The sequence below is a fragment of the Lacinutrix undariae genome, assembly GCF_052934785.1.
The window spans coordinates 2412940-2436703 of record NZ_CM128809.1 but is presented as its reverse complement, the minus strand read 5'-3'; the positions used below and the strand labels follow the sequence as shown (position 1 = coordinate 2436703).

The following is a 23764-nucleotide window of genomic DNA, read 5'->3' as shown; positions in this document are numbered from 1 at the left end:
CAAATTGCTGACGATTTTAAGTTAGTCTGATTAATAGTTATGATAAATATATGATGTAATATAAAAATTACAGATACCCATTACACTTCAGACAACTTTCATTTAATTAAAGGCCACATTCATTCAATTAACTGTTTTATTTGTACAATAGTTGGAAAGGGTTTAAGTTTGTAATCTAAATCATATTTTATGAACGTTGAAAAAATATTAGAAGTTATACTATACGCGGTTCCTGCTTTAATTACAGGATTAATTGCATTCTATTTTTTTAGAGAACATACTAAAAATGAAGAAGGCCGAAGACGTTTCCTGTTACATAAAGATTTACAAAGTAGCACCACACCGGTACGTCTTCAAGCATATGAACGTATGGTGTTGTTTTTAGAACGTATAAAGATTACAAAGCTTTTAGTTAGAATTCAACCAACATCTTCTAATAAGAAAGATTACGAAACTTTACTTATTGCAACTATAGAACAAGAATTTGAACACAATTTAACGCAACAAATTTATGTTGGTGAAGAATGCTGGAACTATATTATGGCTGCTAAAAATGCCACTATAAAATCTATAAGAACTGCAGGATTATCTACCGAAGTAAATTCGGCAGATAAACTAAGAGAAACAATCTTAACTGAAGGAATTGAAAGCTTACCACCTAGTGATGCAGCTTTATCTTATATTAAAGAAGAAGTTAATCAACTTTTTAGCAACTAATCTTTAAGCTCATTCATGGTCATACGAATACCATGTTTTTTTTCGGCATAATTAAAACCATCCTCCCACCATTGGGTCATTAATTTCTTATTAAAAATCAATGAATTTTCGGTAAGCTTAGTAGGTGTATAATATAAATTCAACTTTACACCTTTACTTTTGGCTGCCAATTTACCTATAATAACATCGCTACGTTCTACTTGATCTAATAAGTGACCAAATAGATTTATCATTAACGAAAACGGATTTTTACCTAAAACTTTAGTGCGATCCATTTGTTCAGACTCTAAAATAATGGCATCAATTTCAGTAGCGCCTCTTTTTATAGCTTCACGAATTGGCACAACACAACCTAATCCTCCATCTGCATATTCATAACCATTAACTTTTGCGAGCGACATAAACGGAATATAGTTACAAGAAATCCAGATCCAGTTACAAAACTCTTCGTAAGTACATTCGTTAACCGACTTATACTCTACTCTGTTTTTGGATAAATTAGAAACCGTAACTACAACATCTTCTTTAGTTTCTTTTATTAAATTGAATTCCAATTCGGTAAAATGCTTCTTTATATGTCTTTTAAGTGCTTTACTTTCACCAAAAGTACGCTTGCGTCTTATAAACTGCCAAATTGAATTTACAAAGTCGATAGACACATATTCTCTATCTCCTTTTTTACGTAGCACAAAAGGATTTACACTAAAAATATCACGCTGTCTTACATTAGTAAAAACATCGTACAATTTTCCTAAGTTATTAGTTGCCAAATGCGGTACTAATAAACTTCCTGTAGAAGTTCCTAAAAACATATCGTATTCTTTTTTTTCTTGCTCCATAAGATATTGAGCAACTCCACCGGCAAAAGCGCCTTTACTTCCACCACCAGATATAACTAATGCACGCATGTATTTTATTGTTTTAAACTATTATTTTTAGATTTACCAAAATACATAAAATTTAAGGTTTTATCTTTCAAGTATAAGAATTATATTCGTCTCCTATGAATACCAAACTTCAAACCCCTATTGATTATCTCAAAGGCGTAGGTCCAAATCGAGCAGATTTACTACGTAAGGAACTTGGTATTCACACCTATCAAGACCTAATTAACTTATTTCCAAACCGCTATTTGGATCGTACACAATATTACAAAATTAGTGAACTCCCTAATAGTTCAGCAGATGTACAAGTTGTAGGAAAGCTCACAGCGTTTAAAGAAGTGAAACAAAAACGAGGAAAACGACTTGTTGCAACTTTTGTTGACGATACCGGAGCCATGGAATTGATTTGGTTTAGAGGTCAAAAATGGATTAGAGACAGTATAAAACTACATACAACTTATGTGATTTTTGGTAAAACAAATTCCTATAACGGAAAATTTAGCATGCCTCACCCAGAATTAGAACTCTTTTCTGAACATGAAAAAAATTTACGTTCGGCAATGCAACCGGTCTATCCATCTACCGAAAAACTATCAAATAAAGGAATTTCAAATCGTGTGATTTCTAAAATAATGCAACAGTTGTTTTTAGAAACTAACGGACGATTTTCTGAAACACTTTCTGAAAACCTACTTTCAGAATTAAAATTAATACCAAAAAGTGAAGCGCTTTTTAATGTGCATTTCCCTAAAAGTCAAGAGCTATTAAGTAAGGCACAATTCAGATTAAAATTTGAAGAATTATTTTACACACAGTTGCAATTAATTCTGAAAAACTTAATCAATAAATCAAAAATAAAAGGCTTTCCTTTTAATAAAGTTGGCACGTATTTTAACTCCTTTTACAGTACACATTTACCCTTCAATTTAACCAATGCTCAAAAGCGAGTTCTTAAAGAAATTAGAATTGACTTAGGAAGCAACGCGCAAATGAATCGTCTGCTTCAAGGTGATGTAGGTTCAGGTAAAACTATCGTCGCATTCATGTCTATGCTAATGGCACTCGATAATGATTTTCAAGCTTGTATGATGGCGCCTACTGAAATTTTGTCAGTCCAACACTACAACAGCTTAAAAGAAGAATGTAATAAACTCAATATCAGCATACAATTACTTACAGGTTCAAGCAAAACTTCAGAACGAAGAAAGATACATGCAGCTCTAGAAAGTGGTGAATTACAAATATTAATTGGTACACACGCACTACTAGAAGACAAGGTGAAATTCAAGAACTTAGGGCTCGCTATCATAGATGAGCAACATAGATTTGGAGTAGCACAACGTAGTAAATTATGGAAAAAAAATACCATGCCTCCACATATTTTAGTGATGACAGCAACACCTATTCCTCGTACTTTAGCCATGTCGGTTTATGGTGATTTAGATATTTCAGTTATTGATGAATTACCTCCCGGAAGACAAGAAATAAAAACAGTACATCGTTATGATAATAATCGACTAAATGTTTTTAAATTCATTAGAGATGAAATAGAAAAAGGCCGACAAATTTACGTGGTATATCCATTAATTCAGGAAAACGAAACCATGGATTATAAAGATCTTGAAGATGGCTATGTAAGTATCACTAGAGATTTTCCGATGCCAAAATACCAAGTCTCAATTGTTCATGGAAAAATGAAACCTGCCGCAAAAGAATTTGAGATGCAACGGTTCATAAAAGGTGAAACTCAAATTATGGTGGCAACAACTGTTATTGAAGTTGGGGTAAATGTACCCAACGCTTCTGTAATGATTATTGAAAGTGCCGAACGTTTTGGGTTATCACAATTACACCAACTTCGTGGTCGTGTTGGTCGTGGTGCAGAGCAAAGTTATTGTATTCTTATGACAGGACACAAATTGAGTAATGATAGTAAAACTAGACTAGAAACCATGACCCGAACTAGTGATGGTTTTGAAATTGCTGAAGTTGATTTACGTTTACGTGGTCCTGGAGATCTTATGGGAACGCAACAAAGTGGTGTTTTAAACCTTAAAATAGCCGATATCATTAAAGATAAAGACATTTTAAGCAGCGCCAGATTTTATGCTAAAAACATATTGAGTGATGACCCAAGACTTATTAATCCACAAAACAAAGCTATTTTAGAAACTTATAGGCAACTCAGCAAGTACAAGAACATATGGAATTATATTAGTTAATAACTAATTACATTTTATAACATTTTTTTAGGAAAACTTAAGGAAAACACTATTAAATTTGTCATCATGAAAACCAGTGTAAAATTATTTTTACTAATAATCTCCCTAGCATTCTGTTCTATAACAGGACATGCTAAGGCACCGTCATTTTCAAATTTTAATACACAACTTGAGTCTATTCAAAAAAAGACAGAAAAATCTTCTATTTCTTCTGTCAACTATCTTAACAATAACACAGATTTTGAACGTATTGTTACTTACACCCAAACAGTAACACCTCAAGTACATCCTATCGATTTTGGAGATGCTCACCTATTTTTAAATTATAGTGAGCATGTTACTCAATTACAACACACTAAATATCTACAACATTTAAGAAACACCTTTTTAAGTTTCCTAACTACAGATATGATTTACCCTTTTCACACCTTCTGGTAACCCTTTTTTAAGTATTTAGCGTCATTTACAATGACATTTTCAACTACTAGCCATGTAACAACACATAGCTAAACACACTATATATTATACTTAAAAACATACAAAAATGAATACAGGAGTTACTATTACAACAATCACACTTACATTATTAATTATATTACCGCTTGCTTACATGCAAATGCAAAAGAAAAAAAGCAACAACAAAATACTTAATGCTTTAAAAGAACTAGCGCAACAACAAAATAGTAACATTACAACTCATGAAGTGTCTGGAGATTTTGCAATTGGTATTGATCAAAATAGTAAACGTCTTTTTTTTTACAGAGAAAAAGAGCATGAAAATGTAGCACAAAACATTGATTTAAATACGATTAAAAACTGTACTATTTTAAATCTAAAAAACACAAATAGAGGTTCGCATGCCATTGAACGTGTAGGCTTAACATTTACATCAAACAGTCCAAAAGAAAACGATAGTACCATTGAACTATATAATCATAATGAAAGTTACCAATTAAATGGGGAATTAGATTTTGTAAATAAATGGTCTAAAATCATACAGAATATTTTATAAAATAAACTTGTTTTTAAGGCTTAATACAGTATATTAAGCCTTAATTTTTAAATCAATTTATGAAAGAAGTTTTATCTACTATATTTTTCTTATTTGCAGTTATTGATCCTATCGGAACAGTTCCTGTTTACCTTGAAGCCACAAAACAATTTGATAAAAAACATAAAACCAAAATAGCCATAAGAGCTTCGGTTGTTGCATTTTTAATCTTATTATTTTTCATGTTGATTGGTCAATTAATTCTAGAAGGAATGCAAGTATCACTTGATGCTTTTCAAATTTCTGGAGGTGTTATTTTATTCTTATTTGCATTGACGATGATTTTTGGAGATGGAAAACCAGAAACCGAAAAAGGGTCTATAAAAGATTATAAACATGTGACTATTTTCCCTGTTGCAATTCCATCAATAGCATCACCAGGAGCTATTATGGCGGTTGTTTTAATGACAGATAACCATATTTACTCTATACAACAACAAGCACTTACCATTATTTTAGTACTCGTTGTTATAGGAATAACTTGTACACTTCTTTTAGCGGCTAATAAAGTTCAGAAACGTATTGGAGAGTATGGAATTACCGTAATTAGTAAAATTATGGGACTTATATTAGCATCATACGCCATACAAAGTATTCTTAGTGGACTGAGAGACTTTTTTGTTATTCTAAAATAAGTGACTCTTGTAATAATTCACGTGTAAAAGACTCAAATTCAGATGTAAACTCAGTGTATTTATCACCAGTTGCAGGACCATTAAATCCGGTATGAATTTTTCTCACTTTACCATTTCTATCTATATAAATTGACGTTGGATAAGATAATACATGATTAAGCATAGGTAATTTCTCCTGTGCTTTTTCTTTATCTGATGATTGATACTGCGCTAATAATATAGGATATTCAATACCTGCATCTTTCTGTAATCTTTTAATATTTTCAATAGCTTTCGGTTCAGTTTTCGCATACTCAAAAGCCAATCCAATAAAAGCAATATCGTTATTGGTATGTTGTTTTAAAAATTCTGCATAAAACCGACTTTCATCTAAGCAATTAGGACACCAAGTTCCCATAATTTGTACAATAACTACTTTATTTTTAAAAGCGGCATCAGATAACGATACCATTTTTCCGTTAACATCAGGAAACGTAAATTCTAAAGTATCATAACCTTCTTTTAAGTAGGTTAATTGATCTGCATCAGGAAGTTCAAAAGTTTCATTTCGTTTCCCCACAAAAGGTTCCTTAAAATGTGCTCCAGAATAAAAGGTACCACTCAATGTACTATCGGTTACTTTTGCAGTGAACAAAAAAGCATGAGCACCATCAAAAGTTGAGAGTTTCATGATATCACCATCCATAACACCTTCTAGATATCTATAATCCCCAGTTGTAGTTCTAAATGTTCCAGTTACCTTCTCTCCCACTTGTTTAAAAACACCTTTTGATATATAAGTATCTTCGGCAGATTCTGGACTAAAATTAACTTCCCAATTTCCCGAAACATCGGTATTTACACGCTTATTTTCGATATTAAATCGATTTGAATCTCCAAAAATTGCTGTAAAATTTTGAGAACGCTTTAAACTTTCATTCACAAAAGTCCCTTCTAACTTATTTGGATTCATAACTGCTTTAATATAACCTTCAAAAACAGGCATTTTTATTAAAACAGTATCTTTATTATAACTTATATTCTCAACAAGAATAACTTCTTCAGCATTAAAAATTTTCAATGTATTTGCTGAAATGACTTCAAAATTAAATGGTAAAATTTCGGTTGGAGTCACACTTAACTCAGCCTTCCAAAGTCCAGTTTTTAAAACTTTTTGTGGTTCAACAGCACATCCAAATGCGATTAACAACAAAGGTAAAATCAATATTTTCTTCATAACAGACACTTTTTATACTCTAAAAGTAGTTCGTAAAAACGTAAAACACTTACAATATCCTTCAATTTTCAATATTTAAAGCGATTAAAACCACTTGAAACAGAAATTCTGATTAAAAAAAGCAAAAACCAGCTATATTTTTATTCAAATTTACGCCTTGAGAGTAAGAGTATTATTATCTTTGCCAACTGATAAATTACGACTATGAAAATTTCTTATAACTGGCTAAAACAATTCATAAAAACCGATTGGTCTGCTGAAGACACTGGAGATCTATTAACCGATTTAGGTTTAGAAATTGAAGGTATTGACACCTATCAATCTGTAAAAGGTGGTTTGCAAGGTATTGTTGTTGGTGAAGTATTAACATGCGAACAACACTCAAATGCTGATAAACTAAAAGTAACTACCGTAAATATTGGTACAGACGAACCTTTACAAATTGTTTGTGGAGCACCCAATGTTGCTGCCGGACAAAAAGTTCCTGTTGCAACTATAGGAACTACTTTATATACCGAAGAAGGTGAAGCTTGGACCATAAAAAAAGGAAAAATTAGAGGCGAAGCAAGTCACGGGATGATTTGTGCTGAAGATGAACTTGGACTTGGGAAATCTCACGACGGGATTATGGTTTTAGATGCCGATTTAATACCAGGAACTCTTGTAGCTGAAATTTTTGAAATTGAAAATGACGAGGTTTTTGAAATTGGATTAACACCAAACAGAGCTGATGCCATGAGCCATTATGGTACTGCAAGAGATCTTAAAGCAGGTTTACAACAAAAGGACATCAACTCAGAATTAATTACACCTTCTGTAAGTTCATTTCACGTAGATAATCGCACACTTAAAATTGATATTGATGTTGAAAATTACGATTTAGCACCACGTTACTGCGGACTTACAATTTCAGGAATAAAAGTAAGCGAGTCTCCAAAATGGTTACAAAACAGACTAAAAGCTATAGGCTTAACGCCAAAAAACAACATTGTAGATGCTACAAATTACGTATTACACGAATTAGGGCAACCTTTACATGCTTTTGACACCAATAAAATTGCAGGCCATAAAGTGATTGTAAAAACCTTACCAAAAGGTACTAAATTTACAACACTTGATGATGTAGAACGCGAATTACACGAAGATGATTTAATGATTTGTGATGCCGAAAAACCAATGTGTATTGCAGGGGTTTTTGGTGGTGCACATTCTGGAGTTTCAGAACATACTACAAGCATCTTTTTAGAAAGTGCGTATTTTAATCCCGTAAGTGTAAGAAAAACAGCAAAACGTCACGCTTTAAATACTGATGCTTCTTTTAGATTTGAAAGAGGAATTGATCCAAACATTACTGGATACGCTTTAAAACGCGCTGCTTTATTAATACAAGAAATTGCAGGTGGTGAAATTACTAGTGATTTATTAGATTTTTACCCTAAAAAAATTGAAGATTTCCAAGTCCGTTTAAGTTTTGATAACGCAAAGAAATTAATTGGTGAAGAAATCTCTAAAGAAACCATAAAAAGTATACTAACTTCATTGGATATAAAAGTGAATAACGTTACGGAAACCGGATTAGGACTAACCGTACCTGCTTTTCGTAATGACGTACAACGTGAAGCCGATATTATTGAAGAAATTTTACGTGTATATGGTTATAACAACATTAAAACTAACGAAAAATTAAATGCTTCTATTTCAAACTCTTCAAAATTTGAAGATTACAAACTGCAAAATATTGTAGGAAATCAATTAGCAGCACAAGGCTTTTTTGAAATTTTATCAAACTCACTTACTACACCTAATTACATCACTTTAAGTGATCAATTAAAAGCCGAACATAATATTGAAATGCTTAACCCTTTAAGTAACGATTTATGTGTGATGCGCCAAAGCATGTTATTTTCAGGATTAGAAGCTGTAAGTCATAACATCAATAGAAAACGTAGTGATTTAAAGTTATTTGAATTTGGAAAAACATACCATAATTACAGCGAAGCAAGAGAAGAACACAAACATTTAGGCCTTTTTGTAACAGGAAACAAATCTTCTGAACGTTGGAATACTGCCGTTCAAAAAAGTGATTTTTTCTACTTAAAAGGAACAATTACTACAATTTTAGAACGCTTAGGAATTACACGTTTTAAAAGTTCTCCTATTAAAAATGATCTTTTCAGTGAAGGTTTAGTACTTGCATTAGGAAAAACTAAATTAGTAGAATTTGGAATTGTAAAAAAATCTATACTTAAACACTTTGGAATTTCTCAAGACGTTTTATTTGCCGATTTTAATTGGGATAACGTTATTGAAATGGCAAAACATAATACTATTAAATTTAAAGCTATAGCTAAATACCCTGAAGTAAGAAGAGATTTCGCTTTACTTTTAGATCATACAGTAACTTTTGAGCAAATTGATACTATTGCAAAACAAACAGAAAAACAACTCCTTAAAGCTGTTGATTTATTTGATGTTTATGAAGGTAAAAACCTACCCGAAGGCAAAAAGAGTTATGCTGTAAGCTTTATGATACAAGACGAACACAAAACACTTACCGATAAACAGGTAGATAAAATTATGAAAAAACTGCAATTTAATTTTGAAAAACAATTAGGCGCAGAATTAAGATAACTATTACAAAATCCTCTTCTAAATTTAGAAGGGGATTTTTTTTACTATTCACCTATTAAACATTATACTTTTTTTAATACAAAAGCCTTAAATAATTAGTAAATTTAACATTCAAATTAAAACTAATAATTATGGCAACAGTAACCCTAAAAGGAAACCCATTTCATACATCAGGACAACTACCAACAGTAGGATCTCAAGCTCCAGATTTTAAATTAACAACAACAGACTTAGCTACAAAATCTTTAAGCGACTTTAAAGGCGAAAATGTGGTTTTAAACATCTTCCCTAGTGTAGACACAGGAACTTGCGCACAATCTGTACGTACATTTAACAAAGAAGCAAGCAATTTAGAGAACACTAAAGTGCTTTGTATCTCTCGCGATTTACCATTTGCACAAGCGCGTTTTTGTGGTGCAGAAGGTTTAGATAACGTTGTAAGTTTATCTGATTTTAAAGACGGAAGTTTTGGTAAATCATACGGTTTAGACTTTACTGACGGCCCATTAGAAGCCTTGCACTCTCGTTGTATTGTTGTTATTAATCCAGAAGGAAAAATTATACATACAGAACAAGTTGCAGAAACTGCAAACGAACCTAACTATGAAGCAGCTTTAAGCGTTTTATAAGCAATTATTATATGTCAAAAAAAGATTCATTCTTTATAAACAGATTAAAAAGTGTAGGGTTTGCCTACAAAGGTGCTGTTTTTCTACTAAAAACAGAAGCCAGTATAAAAGTTCAGTTTGCTGTAGCCATTTTGGTTACAGTAGCTGGATTTTATTTTAATATCTCAACTACTGAGTGGTTATTTCAAATTGGTTTTATAGGTCTTGTAATGAGTATGGAGGGTTTAAATACTGCTATTGAATATATTGCAGATTTTATTCATCCGGAACATCACATTACTATTGGTCGCATAAAAGATATTGCTGCTGGTGCTGTTTTTATCTCTGCGATTGCAGCAATAACAGGTGCTTTGGTGATTTATATTCCAAAATTCTTTTAATACAAAACCGTTAGGATAAACGTTAGTAATTTGTATTTTTGTTTTAATCTAACAATCCGTTGATGGCGAAGAAAACAACCAAAACTAAAAGTAAAACAACCCCTAAATTTAAGACACCTGATCTTACATTAACTAGTCAACAAAAATTAATTTTTGGAAGCTTACTAATGATTATCGGTATCCTTCTATTTATTGCATTTACATCCTTTTTATTTACAGGAAAGGCTGATCAAAGCACTTTAGGAGAGCTTGCATCTCGTGATGTAGAATCTAAAAATCTACTTAATAAATTAGGTGCTTGGATAAGTAACTTATTTATTATTAAAGGCTTTGGTATTGCTTCATTTATTTTTTCGGCATTACTATTTATTTCAGGTATATATGTTACTTTAGATATCAATAAAGAAAAGCTAAGACGTCATTGGATTTGGAGCACATTAATTGTAATCTGGTTTTCAGTATTATTCGGCTTTTTCTCACACAAATATGATGTCTTAGGAGGAACTATCGGTTTTGAAATTAACACCTTTTTTCAAGATTATATTGGAAAAACAGGAACAGCATTACTTCTTGTTTTTGGATTAATTATCTATTTAGCTATTAGGTTTAAAGTTACAGGAGAAACTTTTGTAAACTTATTTAAACATGCTAAAAAAGATATTTCAGATGAGTTAGCCAGTAATGAAGAAATTTCAGATTTAGCCTCAACAACAACAAACGCTAAACCATCACCTGTAGCCGCACCTATAACAACTACTGAAGAAGAAGACAACAAAACATCAGCTTCAGATTTATCGCTTAATGTAGATAAAAATACAGCACCAACCATTGCAAACCACTCAAAACCTGATACCGCAACAACAGTAAAAACACCACCTATTGAAGCAGTAAAAGAAGCTGAAGAACCGGTAGCAGAAATTGAGTTAGAGACAAAACCACCCATTGAAACTCCTAAAAAAGCAACTATAGATTCAGATTTAGATATAGAAATTGCTGAAGGTGACGAAGAGGATATGGAAATTGAAATTGAAGCGCCTAAAGAAGAACTTTCTGAAGCTGATACAGTTTCAAAAAAATTAGTTGATGATTTTGGAGCCTTCGACCCCACTCTAGAATTGAGCAAATTTGAATTTCCGCCTATTGATCTTTTAAAGAAATACGACACTGAAGGCATTTCAATAAATAAAGAAGAACTTGAAGAAAATAAAAACCGAATTGTAGCAACTTTAAACAACTACAAAATAGGTATTGCAAGTATTAAAGCAACCATAGGACCAACGGTTACCTTATATGAAATTGTACCAGAAGCAGGGGTTAGAATTTCAAAAATTAAAAATCTAGAAGATGATATTGCGCTATCACTTTCAGCATTAGGAATTCGTATTATTGCACCAATTCCTGGGAAAGGAACTATTGGTATTGAAGTACCAAACACCAACTCTACTATTGTATCTATGCGTTCGGTGATTGCATCACAAAAATTTCAATCTACAAAAATGGAACTTCCAATAGCCTTTGGAAAAACCATTAGCAACGAAACTATGGTTGTTGATTTAGCTAAAATGCCACACATGCTTATGGCAGGTGCTACAGGACAAGGTAAATCAGTTGGACTAAATGCCGTATTAACCTCATTATTATACAAGAAACATCCTGCGGAAGTAAAATTTGTACTTGTAGATCCTAAAAAAGTAGAATTAACTTTATTTAATAAAATTGAACGCCATTATCTAGCAAAATTACCAGATAGTGAAGAAGCAATTATCACAGATAATACTAAAGTAATTAATACGTTAAATTCACTTTGTATTGAGATGGATAACCGTTACGAAATGCTTAAGAATGCTATGTGTCGTAATATTATTGAATATAACACGAAATTTAAAGCTAGAAAATTAAACCCCAACGACGGACATCAATTTTTACCATATATTGTTTTGGTAGTAGATGAGTTTGCCGATTTGATTATGACTGCTGGGAAAGAAGTTGAAACCCCTATTGCGCGTTTAGCTCAATTAGCCCGTGCTATTGGTATTCACTTAATTATCGCCACACAACGTCCGTCTGTAAACGTAATTACAGGTATTATTAAAGCCAATTTCCCTGCTCGTATTGCATTTAGGGTAACTAGCAAAATTGACTCACGCACTATTTTAGATGGTGGTGGAGCTGATCAACTTATTGGTCGTGGAGATATGCTTTACACACAAGGTAATGATATTATAAGAGTACAATGTGCTTTTGTAGACACTCCAGAGGTGGAAAAAATCACTGAATTTATTGGATCACAAAAAGCCTATCCAGATGCTTATCTACTGCCAGAATATGTAGGAGAAGAAAGTGGCACAAGTATTGATGTAGATATTACAGATAGAGATAAATTATTTAGAGAAGCCGCCGAAATTATTGTTACCTCACAACAAGGATCAGCTTCTTTATTACAACGAAAACTTAAACTAGGTTACAACAGAGCCGGAAGACTTATTGACCAGCTAGAAGCTGCAGGTATTGTTGGAGGTTTTGAAGGTAGCAAAGCAAGACAAGTTTTAGTACCAGACTTTATCGCTTTAGAACAATTATTAGAAAACGAAAAAAAATAAAAATGAAAAAAATAATTATTGCAGTAGTACTTTTAATGAGTTTTAATGGTTTCGCTCAAAATTCTGATAAAGCAGCAGCATTATTGAATGAAGTGAGTGCCAAAATTAAAACTTACAATAACATTTCTATCGATTTTAAATATTCGTTACAAAATATTAGCGAAAATATTAGTCAAGAAACTCGCGGAGACGTAGTAATGCAAGGCGATAAGTACAAATTAAATATTCTTGGAGCTACCCGAATTTTTACCGGAAGTACTTTATATACTATTAGCCCTGATGATGAAGAGGTAACTATCTCTTCAGAAAACTCAGAGGATGAAGGTTCAATAACACCAAGTAAAATGTTATCTTTTTACGAAGATGGATACACATACGCTATGGATATTGTTCAGAATGTAAAAGGACGAAAAATACAGATTATAAAATTAACACCTATTGATACACATTCAGAAATTAAACAAGTATTATTAGGTATTGATGCACAAACAAAACACATATACAACTTAATTGAAGTTGGAAAAAATGGGACAAAAACAACTTTAACTGTTAATTCTTTTAAAACAAACGAGCCCATTTCAAAAACCTTATTTACTTTTGACAAGAGTAAATATAAAGGCTATTATATCAATAAATTAGATTAGTTAATTCATAAATGAAAATACTAGATAGGTACATACTTACCACCTACTTAAGAACATTTTTGAGCGTGTTTATTATACTCATGCTCATTTTTGTTTTACAAACAATTTGGTTATACATCTCAGAACTTGCCGGTAAAGAACTTGATTTCTTAATTGTTGGTAAGTTCCTTTTATATTTTTCACCAAAACTAATTCCATTAGTATTACCGCTAACTATATTGTTAGCGTCAATTATGGTATTTGGAAACTTTGCTGAAAACTATGAATTTTCTGCAATGAAATCTACAGGGATTTCATTACAACGTGCCATGAGGGGTTTAAGTATTTTTATATTTATACTTGCTATTGGAACTTTCTTTTTCTCCAATAATGTAATTCCTTGGGCAGAATACGAATCTTATAATTTACGTAAAAACATTGCTAAATTAAAACCTGCAATGGCTATTGCCGAAGGTCAGTTTAATGAAATTGGCGAATACAATATTAAGGTCGAAAAAAAGAGTGGTGAAAAAGGTGAGTTTTTAGAGTCTGTAGTTATTCATAAAAAAGCACCTAATAGAGTAGGAAACTATACGGTTATCGTTTCTAAAACGGGAGAACTAATAAGTAGTGAGAACTCAAATATGCTACAACTCGTATTGTATAACGGCCATTTTTACGAAGAAATCTTTAGTAAAGACCCAAAGCAGAGTGTTAAAAAACCCCATGTAAGAAGCGCGTTTGATAAGTATATTATCAATGTAGATTTAGAAGGTTTAAATGATGTAGATTTAGACGACAAAAATTATAGCAACAAGTACAACATGCTTGGTGTTGCAGATTTAAGTACTGTAATTGATAGCTTATATGAAGATCAGCATAAAAACTATCAAGATATTTCTCAAACGTTGTATAATCGTACAGCTATAAAGGACTTAAACAGTAATATTGAATTAAAAAAAGACACTATAAATGATCGTAATGTATTAGAGTTTTTTTCTGTTAAAGAAAAAATTCAAATTCTTAATTTAACATCAAATACTGTAAATAGTACCACGCAAATAATAAAAACAAAAGCCGCTTCTATTTCTAAAAAAAACAAATTAGTTAATAAGCACATCATCGCATTACACGAAAAATTTGCTTTAGGTTTTGCTTGTGTAATTCTCTTTTTTGTAGGAGCTCCATTAGGTGCTTTAATTAGAAAAGGAGGTATTGGCTTACCAATGATTATTGCCATACTACTATTTTTAACCTATCACTTTATTGGTATTTTCGCAAAAAACAGTGCTCAAGAAGGCTCTATAAATTCTATATTTGGGACATGGCTTTCTACGCTAATTATGTTTCCGTTAGGTATATTTTTAACTAGTAGAGCTACAAATGATAGAGGTTTATTTGATTTTGATTCTATCATAATTCCTATCAAAAAACTATTCAAGATTACACCTAAAAACGAGTCTAACTTAAACTTAAGATTAGTTGAAGGTTTTAACGAAGACAAACTTATTGATGTTATAAAAAATTATAACAATTATGATTATGACGAGACAATTATACCAATTGCTTATCAACTTTTAAAAGAAAAAGGACTTTCTGATATACAAATTCAAGCAGAAGGTATTGTTATAGACACTAATTATTTTGCTTCCAAAACACTTGTAAAAGATTATAGTGATTACGCACTAACCACTTTTATATCGTATAGTATTGGAGCAGTATTAATCCTATTATTTTTCATCTTAAAAAACAACAAACTCGAAGAGCTTGCACAAACATTACTTAATTTAAGTATGGTTGCGTTTGTATTTTTTATCATTTACAGTATTGTATCTTCTGTAGTTTTAATTCGATTTTATAAATCTTTAAAATTTAAAACAAAAACACCACAATATATATCACTTATTTTTGGTGCGATATTTTACCCTATCACCTACTTTTTAATAAAAAATAAAGTAAAACAAGAGATTACTAAAAGTGCTATCAAGAATATAAAATAAGCTATATCTTTGCACTATAATAAAAACACTATGTCAACCACAACTACTGAAAACAGCTCACAAGCAAATATAAAATTAGATTCAATTGAAGATGCAATAAATGATATCCGTCAAGGAAAAATCATTATTGTTGTTGATGATGAAGATCGTGAAAACGAAGGAGATTTTATTGCTGCTGCAGAAAAAGTAACTCCAGAGATGATTAATTTTATGGCTACAAATGGTCGTGGATTAATTTGCGCACCACTTACAGAAGATCGTTGCGAAGAGTTAGATTTAAACTTAATGGTACAAAACAATACTGTTTTACACCACACACCTTTTACAGTATCTGTAGATTTAATTGGTCACGGATGTACCACGGGAATATCTGTACATGACCGCTCAAAAACTATAGAATTCTTAGTAAAAGATGAGACTAAACCACACGATTTAGGACGTCCAGGACATATTTTTCCTTTACGCGCTAGAAACGGTGGAGTTTTAAGACGAACAGGTCATACTGAAGCATCAGTAGATTTAGCGCGTTTAGCAGGATTAAAACCAGCAGGAATTTTAGTTGAAATCTTAAATGAAGATGGAACTATGGCGCGTTTACCACAATTGGTAAAAGTTGCTAAAAAATTCGACTTAAAAATTATATCGATTGAAGATTTAGTAGCTTACCGTATGGAGCACGATTCTTTAATAGAAAAGAAAGAAGATTTTGATATTGAAACTCGTTTTGGAAGTTTTAGATTAAGAGCTTACCACCAAACTACAAACGATCAAATTCATGTTGCTTTAACAAAAGGATCTTGGTCTGTAGACGAGCCTGTTTTAACGCGTATAAACACAACGCTTGTAAACAATGATATTCTTGGAACATTAACAAATAACGCAGATGAGAAGTTAGATGATATGTTTAAGGTGATTAATGAAGCTGGTAAAGGTGCCATTATCTTTATCAACCAACAATCACAAACCATGAACTTATTAAAACGCTTAAATGCTTTAAAAGATGCGCAAGTAGCTGGCGAAGTTGTAAAAGCACCACGTATGGAAATGGATAGTAAGGATTTTGGTATTGGTGCACAAATACTTCATGATTTAAACATTCATAAATTACGTTTAATCTCTAATAGCGAACAAACAAAACGTGTAGGTATGATTGGTTACGGTCTTGAAATTACAGATTACGTAAACTACTAAAACACACAATAGTTTTATATAAAAAAAGCGGTCAGATAATTTATCTGACCGCTTTTTTTGATTTCTATTTTAAATAGAATTTACTGTATGTATTATAAGCTGCTTTTTATGGCTTCAACCATTTTTTTAGCGCGTTCTCTAACCTCTTCTTCCGTCCAAGATAACTTTATAAGGCATGATATATTTCTACCTATAAAATGATCTGACTTAGGAAATTGTTTGGTCTGTAAATATTTCATTCCGTCTTTTACCTCTTGCGATAATGGGTATAACGTTTTTAAGTCCTTTAAATGTTCCCATTTTCTAATATAATGCCAATTGTTATCATAATAATGAAAACACGCATCAACACTAGCATCTTTAAATGCTTTTGATGTTTTACGGGCAATCTCTAAATTTGGTAAAAAGAAACTCAAAAAAGAATAACTCTCCTCCCCGCCTTCTGGTACTTTACGAAAAGTAATTTCGGGGATTTCTGACAGCGCTTCTCTAAGAATAGTATAATGTTGTTTTTGTACTGAAACAAATTCATCTAAACGTCTTAATTGCGCTAAACCAACAGCAGCATGTAATTCTGAAATTCTAAAATTATAACCTAAAAACGGATGTGTTTCTGCACCTCTATCATTTCCTTTATGGTCGTGACCGTGATCGCTATAATGATCTGTATGTTGGTAATATTTTTCGTTATTTGTTAATACGGCTCCACCTTCTCCTGCGGTGATAATTTTCACAAAATCTAAAGATAAACAGCCTAAATCTCCAATACTTCCTACTGGTTTCCCTTTATAAGTTGCACCAGTTGCTTGCGAAGAATCTTCAACAAGTACTAAATTATGCGTTTTACATATAGTTTGTAAAGCGTCTAAATCTGCCATACTTCCACACATGTGAACAGGCATAATTGCTTTTGTTTTTGGCGTAATAGCTTTTTTTACTTCTTCTGGATCTAATGTTAAAGTATCATCTATTTCTACCAAAATTGGCACAGCTCCAAGCATCATTATAGCTTCAAAACTTGCTACAAAAGTAAAATTAGGAATAATTACTTCGTCACCTGCACCAATACCTGCCGAAGCTAAAGCGATGGTTACAGCTGCAGTTCCGCTAGAAACTAATTGCGCATATTTGGTTTGGAGTTGTTGTTGTAATTCGGTCTCTAATTCTTTAGCTTTCCAATGGCCATTTCTCATGCCATCAAAACCGTAGCGCATTAATACGCCGCTATCTAAAACATCATTAACTTCTTTACGTTCGGCATCTCCAAATCGTTCAAATCCTGGCATATTTACTGTTTTTATAATGTGTTTAAGAACGTGATATATTCTTTTATAGTTGCGTTATCAAATTTTGTAATATGATTTCCTAGTTGTCTTCCGTTATAATCAACAGTTACTAACGACGGAAATGTTTGTGTTTTATTATAATGAGGAATTAATCGCCATTCTGGAACGGTTTTATTTTCTTCATCAATAACTACTAAAACCACTTTATTAGTGATGGTTTTATAAGCTTCTGAAGCAAAAAAAGCACCATTAGTTTTATCACAAGTCTCACAATCTTTTGAGTCTGTATAGTATAAAACAATAGGTTTATTTTGAGTTTTCGAAATGGTTTTAGCGTCATTAAAGCTTAATGATTTACTCGTTGGAGTACTTTGAGCTATTGCATTTAAGCTAAATAAGCAACCGATAATGATGATGTATTTTTTCATAATTGTAAGGTATTAACTTAACAAATATAAGGTATTAGATAACGTTGTCAAAAAAAAGCGATTACTCCTTTTAATTAAATTCGATAACCGTATCATTAACAGATTTTCTTACTTTTTTTAATGTAGAAAACATATCATCTTCACTACGATAACCTATAGGTAATAATAAAACTGATTTTAATTTCTGAGCTTTTAAGTTTAAGACGTCATCAAATTGATTTGGTATAAAACCTTCCATTGGGCAAGCATCGATATTCTCAACTGCACAAACCGTCATTAAATTACCTAAAGCAATATAAGCTTGTTTGGTAGACCATTGTTGCTGTTCTGAAACAGACATTTTTTGAATAGTATCTTTTAATTGCGTCTTAAATGGTGCTAATATTTTGGGATCTGTATTACGTGTTTCAATAACATTATTAAAATGAGTATCAACATCATTAACAGGAATTTGATCTTGTATACATAAAACTAATACGTGTGATGCTTGTACTATTTGCTGTTGATTATATGCATATGGTAATAGTTTAGCTTGTAATTCTTTATTAGAAATAACAAGTAATTTTAAGGTTTGTAAACCAAATGATGTTGCGGTTAAATTGAATGCATTTTTAATGAGCTCTACCTTCTCACTCGTAAGTTGTTTTGTATCATCAAACTTTTTTGTAGCGTAACGCCATTCGAGTTTATTAATTATATCCATAGTAAGTTTTTATACCACAAAAGTAAGTTTTGCTTATTAAATAACATATTTTTAAAAAAATAAAAACTTCTAAAATCTGTGAATCAAACACTTAAAAATTGTTTTTAAAAAAGTTTAAAAAAAAGTCTGATTTTATTTTATTTAATCGAAAAAGGGTTATATATTTGCACTCGCAATTAGGGAATACCTAATAAGACACTCGGAGAAATGGCAGAGTGGTCGAATGCGGCAGTCTTGAAAACTGTTGAGGGTCACACCTCCGGGGGTTCGAATCCCTCTTTCTCCGCAAAAAACCTCATAATCTTTTGATTATGAGGTTTTTGATTTTACAGACTTTTCTAAGATGAACAATTTCTGTCCGGTAGGAATACTTTTAATCCTAATTATTACTTTTTAAATATAAATACTCTGAAGTTTTAAAAGTTATGTAATAAATAGCTAACAATGATTTCCAACCAGAAATATTTGAACCTAATTCAAGTTTTGTCAATTCGTTTTCTTTAGTATTAATTTTTACAAGTTTGGTTTTACACCAATCTATTTTTACATAAACTTCATTTTCATCAGAATCTACTTCAATTTTTTTTGTTTTTCCATCTTTAATAGTGTCAACTTTTTTATCATTGATATAGATTCCAATAGCTCTTGCTTTATTAGCATATTGTTGTCTTCTATTAATTTCAATTGTTCGTTTATTCATTTTGAATATTTTGGTTAATTATAGATCGCGTAATTATATCTGATTTCTTAAATGGTTAAGTTACTAAATTTCAAAAATAAAACTGAATATAGAATCTACTAGAGTTTCATAAATAAGCAAATACAAAGTAATAAAGTATATATGATGGTATACAACCTTTTACTCCCCTATTAATCTGTTTTCTATTTGCGGATAAGGATATAGTCGTTAAAAAACTATTCACATTAATAATTCCATAAAAATTTTATTTTAATTGTAGTGCTCTGTAATAAAAAATCAGTTTAAAAATAATGAGAAACGCCTCTAGTTCATCATCATTTTTACAGTTTATCGTTGTTAATAGCAGCATAAAACTTCACTAAAACGATTGAAAAAACACATTCACAAAAAATGTAAGTAAATTCATATAAATAAAACATTAAAAAACACTTAATCAGTATTTTACATAAAAATAACATAATTATATTCCTAACATGATAAATGTCATAGTTTTCTTACCGCATATTTTTCAACTTTGATGAACTATCACTAAAACACAAAACTATGCTCACTTTACCAAAAAGCATTTCACTTTTATGTCTGCTTTTAGGAATGACTTTTACAAGCTATTCCCAAAATAAAACAGATACGATTGATAACTACTCAACGTTTCAACGAAAATTTACGCTAAAATCACTTATAGTTGGACGTTACGTTACTTCTTTAGACAAAAACATTGACTATTCAGGACAACATTTTATAAATCCAGAGGCTACCGATCAACAAGTTGTTTCTAATTCATTTGAGTTACAATACGCACGTTTATCTACTGTGTTTAAAATTAACGACCGTTTTTCTAGTTCTATTTTGGTAAACCTAGCCGATTTTAAAAATGATGACGTATCTACAAAGGTTTTAGAAAATGCGTTTGTAACTTATTCTCGTAGTTCGTATTTAAATGTGCGTTTAGGCCAATTTAGACCTTATTTTGGACTAGAAGATCTGCATCCTTTTCAGTTAGATAATTCTTACAAATGGTCTAACCAATACAGTTTATTTGGTAAAAATGGATGGCAAAGCTTTCAAACAGGTGCTGCTATCTACGGAAATTTAACCAAAAAGAATATTCCGTTTTACTACTATTTAACAACCTATAACGGAAACAATAAAAACCAAGTTGGAGATAATGATAGCTCAAAAAATTATACCCTTCGTTTTGAATATTTTCCAATTAAGCAATTACAATTAGGTATTAATGCTGGTATTGCCGATTATGATGGCGATCAAGCAAATGCTTACGGTATTGATGCTAAATTAAAATATCCTATTAACGATTTATGGGAAATAGATGTTAATGCTGAATATAAACAAGGAACCAACTTTACAGATTTTAGAAGTGCAACTATTACAGATCCTAATTTAAAAGATTACAGAATGGAAGGGTTTTACTCGCTATTAAAATTGCGCTACAAAATCAATACACCTCGTATACGCAGTATAGACTTTAGTTTCAGACAAGAGTATATAGATAGTAATATTAACCAACAAGGAGATATTTTACGCGATTATGTTCCAATGTTAAGTATGGTGTTTTCTGGAGATTATGATTCAAAAATATCACTAGTTGGTGTTTTTAATGATTATCAACATAATATTCCAGGAACTAAAAATTACGATAGTAAACAGTTTCTTATTCAATATCAAATCGCATTTCAATAAAATAAATCATAACTATTATGAAAACCAAATCAGAAATCAACTACAAAACGCTTGCTATATCAGCGATTTTGGCAATTGGACTTTGGCACGTCCCCACTCCAGATGGTTTAACTGTTAACGCTTGGCATTTATTCAACATTTTCGCCTTTGTAATCTTCGGAATCATTGCTAAAGCGGCTCCAATGGGAACCATGGCAATGTTAGGTATTGCATTATCTGCTTTTTCTGGCGTTTTAGTTTCAGAAGGATCTGTTAACCCTACAAAAGAAGGAATCACCAATGCTTTAAGTGGTTTTGGAAATTCAATTATATGGCTTATCGGTATGGCATTCTTTATTGCTAGAGGGTTTATTAAAACCGGATTGGGTGCTAGATTAGCATATTATTTTGTTCAAAAATTTGGTAAAACAACACTAGGTTTGGCTTACGGTTTAAATGCTGCCGATTTAATTTTGGCACCAGCTGTTCCTAGTAATACCGCTAGAGCGGGAGGTATTATTTACCCAATTATGAAATCGGTTGCAATGAGTTTAGGTTCAATGCCAGATGACCCTAAAACACATAAAAAAGCAGGAAATTTCTTAACTTTAAGTTCTTATAATGCCAATTTAATTACTTCTACTATGTTTTTAACTGGTACAGCGAGTAATCCAATGGCACAAAAATTTGCTGCAGATTTAGGGGTTACAATCTCATGGGGAAGTTGGGCGCTTGCAGCTTTAATTCCTGGGTTAGCCTCATTTTTATTAATGCCATATTTACTATATAAAATTAATCCACCTGAATTAAAAAACACAGGTAACGCTCCAGAACTTGCAAGATTAGAATTGCAAAAAATGGGTAAAATGCATAGAGACGAATGGATTATGGTTGCCGCCTTTTTAATATTATTAATCTTATGGATATTTGGTAGCACACTACAAGTTAACGCCACTACAACAGCCTTATTAGGGTTATGTTTCTTATTAGTCACCCAAGTACTAAGTTGGGCAGATGTGAAAAGTGAAAAAGGCGCTTGGGATACCGTAGTATGGTTTTCATCTTTAGTAATGATGGCTAGTTATTTAGCTAAACTAGGATTTATTCCTTGGTTATCTGGTCTTATAGAAAATCAAATATCAGGATTACCTTGGTACTACGCATTCCCTATAATTGTGTTAGTATATTATTACTTACACTATATGTTTGCTAGTGCTACCGCTCACGTAGCTGCTCTTTATTTTGCCATGCTTTCAGTAGGTATCGCTTTAGGAGTTCCGCCAACAATGTTAGCTTTATTTCTAGGTTTTTGTGGTGGTATTTTTGGTACACTTACACATTATGGCCACGGTCCTGCACCTATCTTTTTTGGTAGTGGGTATGTAGAATTAGGTAGTTGGTGGAGAAACGGATTCATTTTAAGTATATTCTATCTTGTTATTTTCTTCGGAATTGGAGGCGCATGGTGGAAAGTATTAGGTTTATGGTAGGAATTAATTTATAAATAATAAAACAATCAACTATGTGGTACTTTAAAAATGCCTTAACACGAAAGAATTTAATGGCGCTCACCGGGCTCTTTCTCTCGTTCTTTCTTATCATCCATTTATTTGGAAATCTGCAACTTTTACTACCTGAAGCCGAAGCTAGATTGCAATACAATTGGTACAGTCATTTGTTAGCCGGTAATATTGTTATAGAAATTATTGCTATTGTACTTTATATCTGTATTCTATTACATACTATAGATGCTATTTACCTTACGGTGAAAAGTAAAAAGGCAAATGGGCAAAAATACGCTAGAGATAAAAGAGGAAGAGCCAGCAAATGGTACGCTCGTAATATGATGTTTTTAGGAAGTATCTTATTCCTGTTTTTAGTGATTCATTTTAAAGATTTTTGGTATCAATATAAATTTACCCAATTGCCTTTAGATGAAAACGGGAACAAAGATTTATACACACTAGTTATTGTGGCCTTCGACCAGCTTTGGTACGTTATTTTATATGTTTTAGCTATTATTTCATTAGGATATCATCTATTACACGGTATAGCCAGTGCACACAGAACATTAGGGCTTTACCACCCACTATATTCTAAAATAGTAAAATATTTAGGCATCGCATTCTCAATAATTATGACGGTTGGTTACATTATCATACCAATTTTTATTTACCTAAACCGCTAAGGA

At 31.7% G+C, this 23764-nt stretch carries 21 protein-coding genes and 1 tRNA gene; 16 read left to right on the top strand and 6 right to left on the bottom strand.

The annotated features are described in order from the left end of the window. Positions 1–189 precede the first annotated feature (189 nt). Positions 190–717: a DUF7935 family protein gene (locus tag ACU4C5_RS10930; protein WP_446844249.1), complete on the top strand. Its 528-nt coding sequence runs from the start codon at positions 190–192 to the stop codon at positions 715–717. Here ACU4C5_RS10930 and ACU4C5_RS10925 read toward each other — a convergent pair. Beyond that, on the bottom strand, positions 714–1625 hold the full coding sequence (locus ACU4C5_RS10925) for a patatin-like phospholipase family protein (RefSeq protein WP_446844248.1): 912 nt from the start codon (positions 1623–1625) through the stop codon (positions 714–716). The two genes, ACU4C5_RS10930 and ACU4C5_RS10925, sit on opposite strands and share 4 nt — an antisense overlap. 95 nt (positions 1626–1720) lie before the next feature. Here ACU4C5_RS10925 and recG point away from each other — a divergent pair, with 95 nt between their 5' ends. From recG to ACU4C5_RS10905, 4 genes are all read left to right on the top strand, one after another. Next, complete coding sequence (gene recG / locus ACU4C5_RS10920; RefSeq protein WP_446844247.1) at positions 1721–3823, top strand: ATP-dependent DNA helicase RecG; 2103 nt, start codon at positions 1721–1723, stop codon at positions 3821–3823. Between the two features lie 66 nt (positions 3824–3889). Further along, positions 3890–4261, top strand: a complete 372-nt coding sequence (locus ACU4C5_RS10915) for a hypothetical protein (RefSeq protein WP_446844246.1) — start codon at positions 3890–3892, stop codon at positions 4259–4261. A 106-nt stretch (positions 4262–4367) separates the two neighbouring features. Then, a complete protein-coding gene (locus ACU4C5_RS10910) occupies positions 4368–4835 on the top strand; it encodes a hypothetical protein (protein ID WP_446844245.1) in 468 nt (155 codons plus the stop codon). Positions 4836–4894: 59 nt separating this feature from the next. Beyond that, complete coding sequence (locus ACU4C5_RS10905; RefSeq protein ID WP_446844244.1) at positions 4895–5509, top strand: MarC family protein; 615 nt, start codon at positions 4895–4897, stop codon at positions 5507–5509. Here the strand turns inward: ACU4C5_RS10905 and ACU4C5_RS10900 are convergent. Next, the gene (locus ACU4C5_RS10900; protein ID WP_446844243.1) at positions 5496–6725 is read right to left on the bottom strand and encodes a peroxiredoxin family protein; all 1230 of its coding nucleotides are present in this window, start codon (positions 6723–6725) and stop codon (positions 5496–5498) included. The genes ACU4C5_RS10905 and ACU4C5_RS10900 overlap by 14 nt on opposite strands. 204 nt (positions 6726–6929) lie before the next feature. On the opposite strand from ACU4C5_RS10900, the gene pheT reads away from it, so the two are divergent. The 7 genes from pheT to ribB all read left to right on the top strand — a co-directional run bounded on the left by pheT (position 6930) and on the right by ribB (position 16779). Then, positions 6930–9356, top strand: a complete 2427-nt coding sequence (gene pheT, locus ACU4C5_RS10895) for a phenylalanine--tRNA ligase subunit beta (RefSeq protein WP_446844242.1) — start codon at positions 6930–6932, stop codon at positions 9354–9356. A 131-nt stretch (positions 9357–9487) separates the two neighbouring features. After that, entirely contained in the window at positions 9488–9985 is a 498-nt protein-coding gene (gene tpx, locus ACU4C5_RS10890) for a thiol peroxidase (protein WP_446844241.1), read from the top strand. Between the two features lie 11 nt (positions 9986–9996). Beyond that, positions 9997–10365: a diacylglycerol kinase gene (locus tag ACU4C5_RS10885; protein ID WP_446844240.1), complete on the top strand. Its 369-nt coding sequence runs from the start codon at positions 9997–9999 to the stop codon at positions 10363–10365. Positions 10366–10427: 62 nt separating this feature from the next. After that, complete coding sequence (locus tag ACU4C5_RS10880; RefSeq protein ID WP_446844239.1) at positions 10428–12965, top strand: DNA translocase FtsK; 2538 nt, start codon at positions 10428–10430, stop codon at positions 12963–12965. A 2-nt stretch (positions 12966–12967) separates the two neighbouring features. After that, entirely contained in the window at positions 12968–13609 is a 642-nt protein-coding gene (gene lolA1 / locus ACU4C5_RS10875; protein WP_446844238.1) for an outer membrane lipoprotein periplasmic chaperone LolA1, read from the top strand. 11 nt (positions 13610–13620) lie between these two features. Beyond that, positions 13621–15588 (top strand): LptF/LptG family permease, encoded by a 1968-nt coding sequence (locus ACU4C5_RS10870; protein ID WP_446844237.1) that lies wholly within the window; start codon positions 13621–13623, stop codon positions 15586–15588. A 30-nt stretch (positions 15589–15618) separates the two neighbouring features. Then, complete coding sequence (gene ribB / locus ACU4C5_RS10865; RefSeq protein ID WP_446844236.1) at positions 15619–16779, top strand: 3,4-dihydroxy-2-butanone-4-phosphate synthase; 1161 nt, start codon at positions 15619–15621, stop codon at positions 16777–16779. Positions 16780–16871: 92 nt separating this feature from the next. Here the strand turns inward: ribB and ACU4C5_RS10860 are convergent, their stop codons facing one another. The 3 genes from ACU4C5_RS10860 to ACU4C5_RS10850 form a co-directional block, all read right to left on the bottom strand. Next, positions 16872–18065, bottom strand: a complete 1194-nt coding sequence (locus ACU4C5_RS10860) for a DegT/DnrJ/EryC1/StrS family aminotransferase (protein WP_446844235.1) — start codon at positions 18063–18065, stop codon at positions 16872–16874. Between the two features lie 11 nt (positions 18066–18076). Continuing rightward, the gene (locus ACU4C5_RS10855) at positions 18077–18493 is read right to left on the bottom strand and encodes a thioredoxin family protein (protein WP_446844234.1); all 417 of its coding nucleotides are present in this window, start codon (positions 18491–18493) and stop codon (positions 18077–18079) included. Positions 18494–18563: 70 nt separating this feature from the next. Next, positions 18564–19196, bottom strand: coding sequence for an NAD(P)H-dependent oxidoreductase (locus ACU4C5_RS10850; protein ID WP_446844233.1), 633 nt, complete (start codon positions 19194–19196; stop codon positions 18564–18566). A gap of 201 nt (positions 19197–19397) precedes the next feature. Here ACU4C5_RS10850 and ACU4C5_RS10845 point away from each other — a divergent pair. After that, positions 19398–19482 (top strand) — tRNA-Ser (locus ACU4C5_RS10845). Between the two features lie 93 nt (positions 19483–19575). On the opposite strand, the gene ACU4C5_RS10840 is transcribed toward ACU4C5_RS10845, so the two are convergent. Further along, on the bottom strand, positions 19576–19896 hold the full coding sequence (locus ACU4C5_RS10840) for a hypothetical protein (RefSeq protein WP_446844232.1): 321 nt from the start codon (positions 19894–19896) through the stop codon (positions 19576–19578). A gap of 543 nt (positions 19897–20439) precedes the next feature. Here ACU4C5_RS10840 and ACU4C5_RS10835 point away from each other — a divergent pair. The 3 genes from ACU4C5_RS10835 to ACU4C5_RS10825 are packed head-to-tail and all read left to right on the top strand — an operon-like array spanning position 20440 to position 23761. Further along, entirely contained in the window at positions 20440–21594 is a 1155-nt protein-coding gene (locus ACU4C5_RS10835; RefSeq protein WP_446844231.1) for a porin, read from the top strand. 17 nt (positions 21595–21611) lie between these two features. Next, positions 21612–23063 carry an anion permease gene (locus ACU4C5_RS10830; protein WP_446844230.1) on the top strand — a complete coding sequence of 484 codons (1452 nt, stop codon included), beginning with the start codon at positions 21612–21614 and terminating at the stop codon, positions 23061–23063. Positions 23064–23095: 32 nt separating this feature from the next. Then, on the top strand, positions 23096–23761 hold the full coding sequence (locus tag ACU4C5_RS10825) for a succinate dehydrogenase cytochrome b subunit (RefSeq protein ID WP_446844229.1): 666 nt from the start codon (positions 23096–23098) through the stop codon (positions 23759–23761). Positions 23762–23764: the final 3 nt, after the last annotated feature.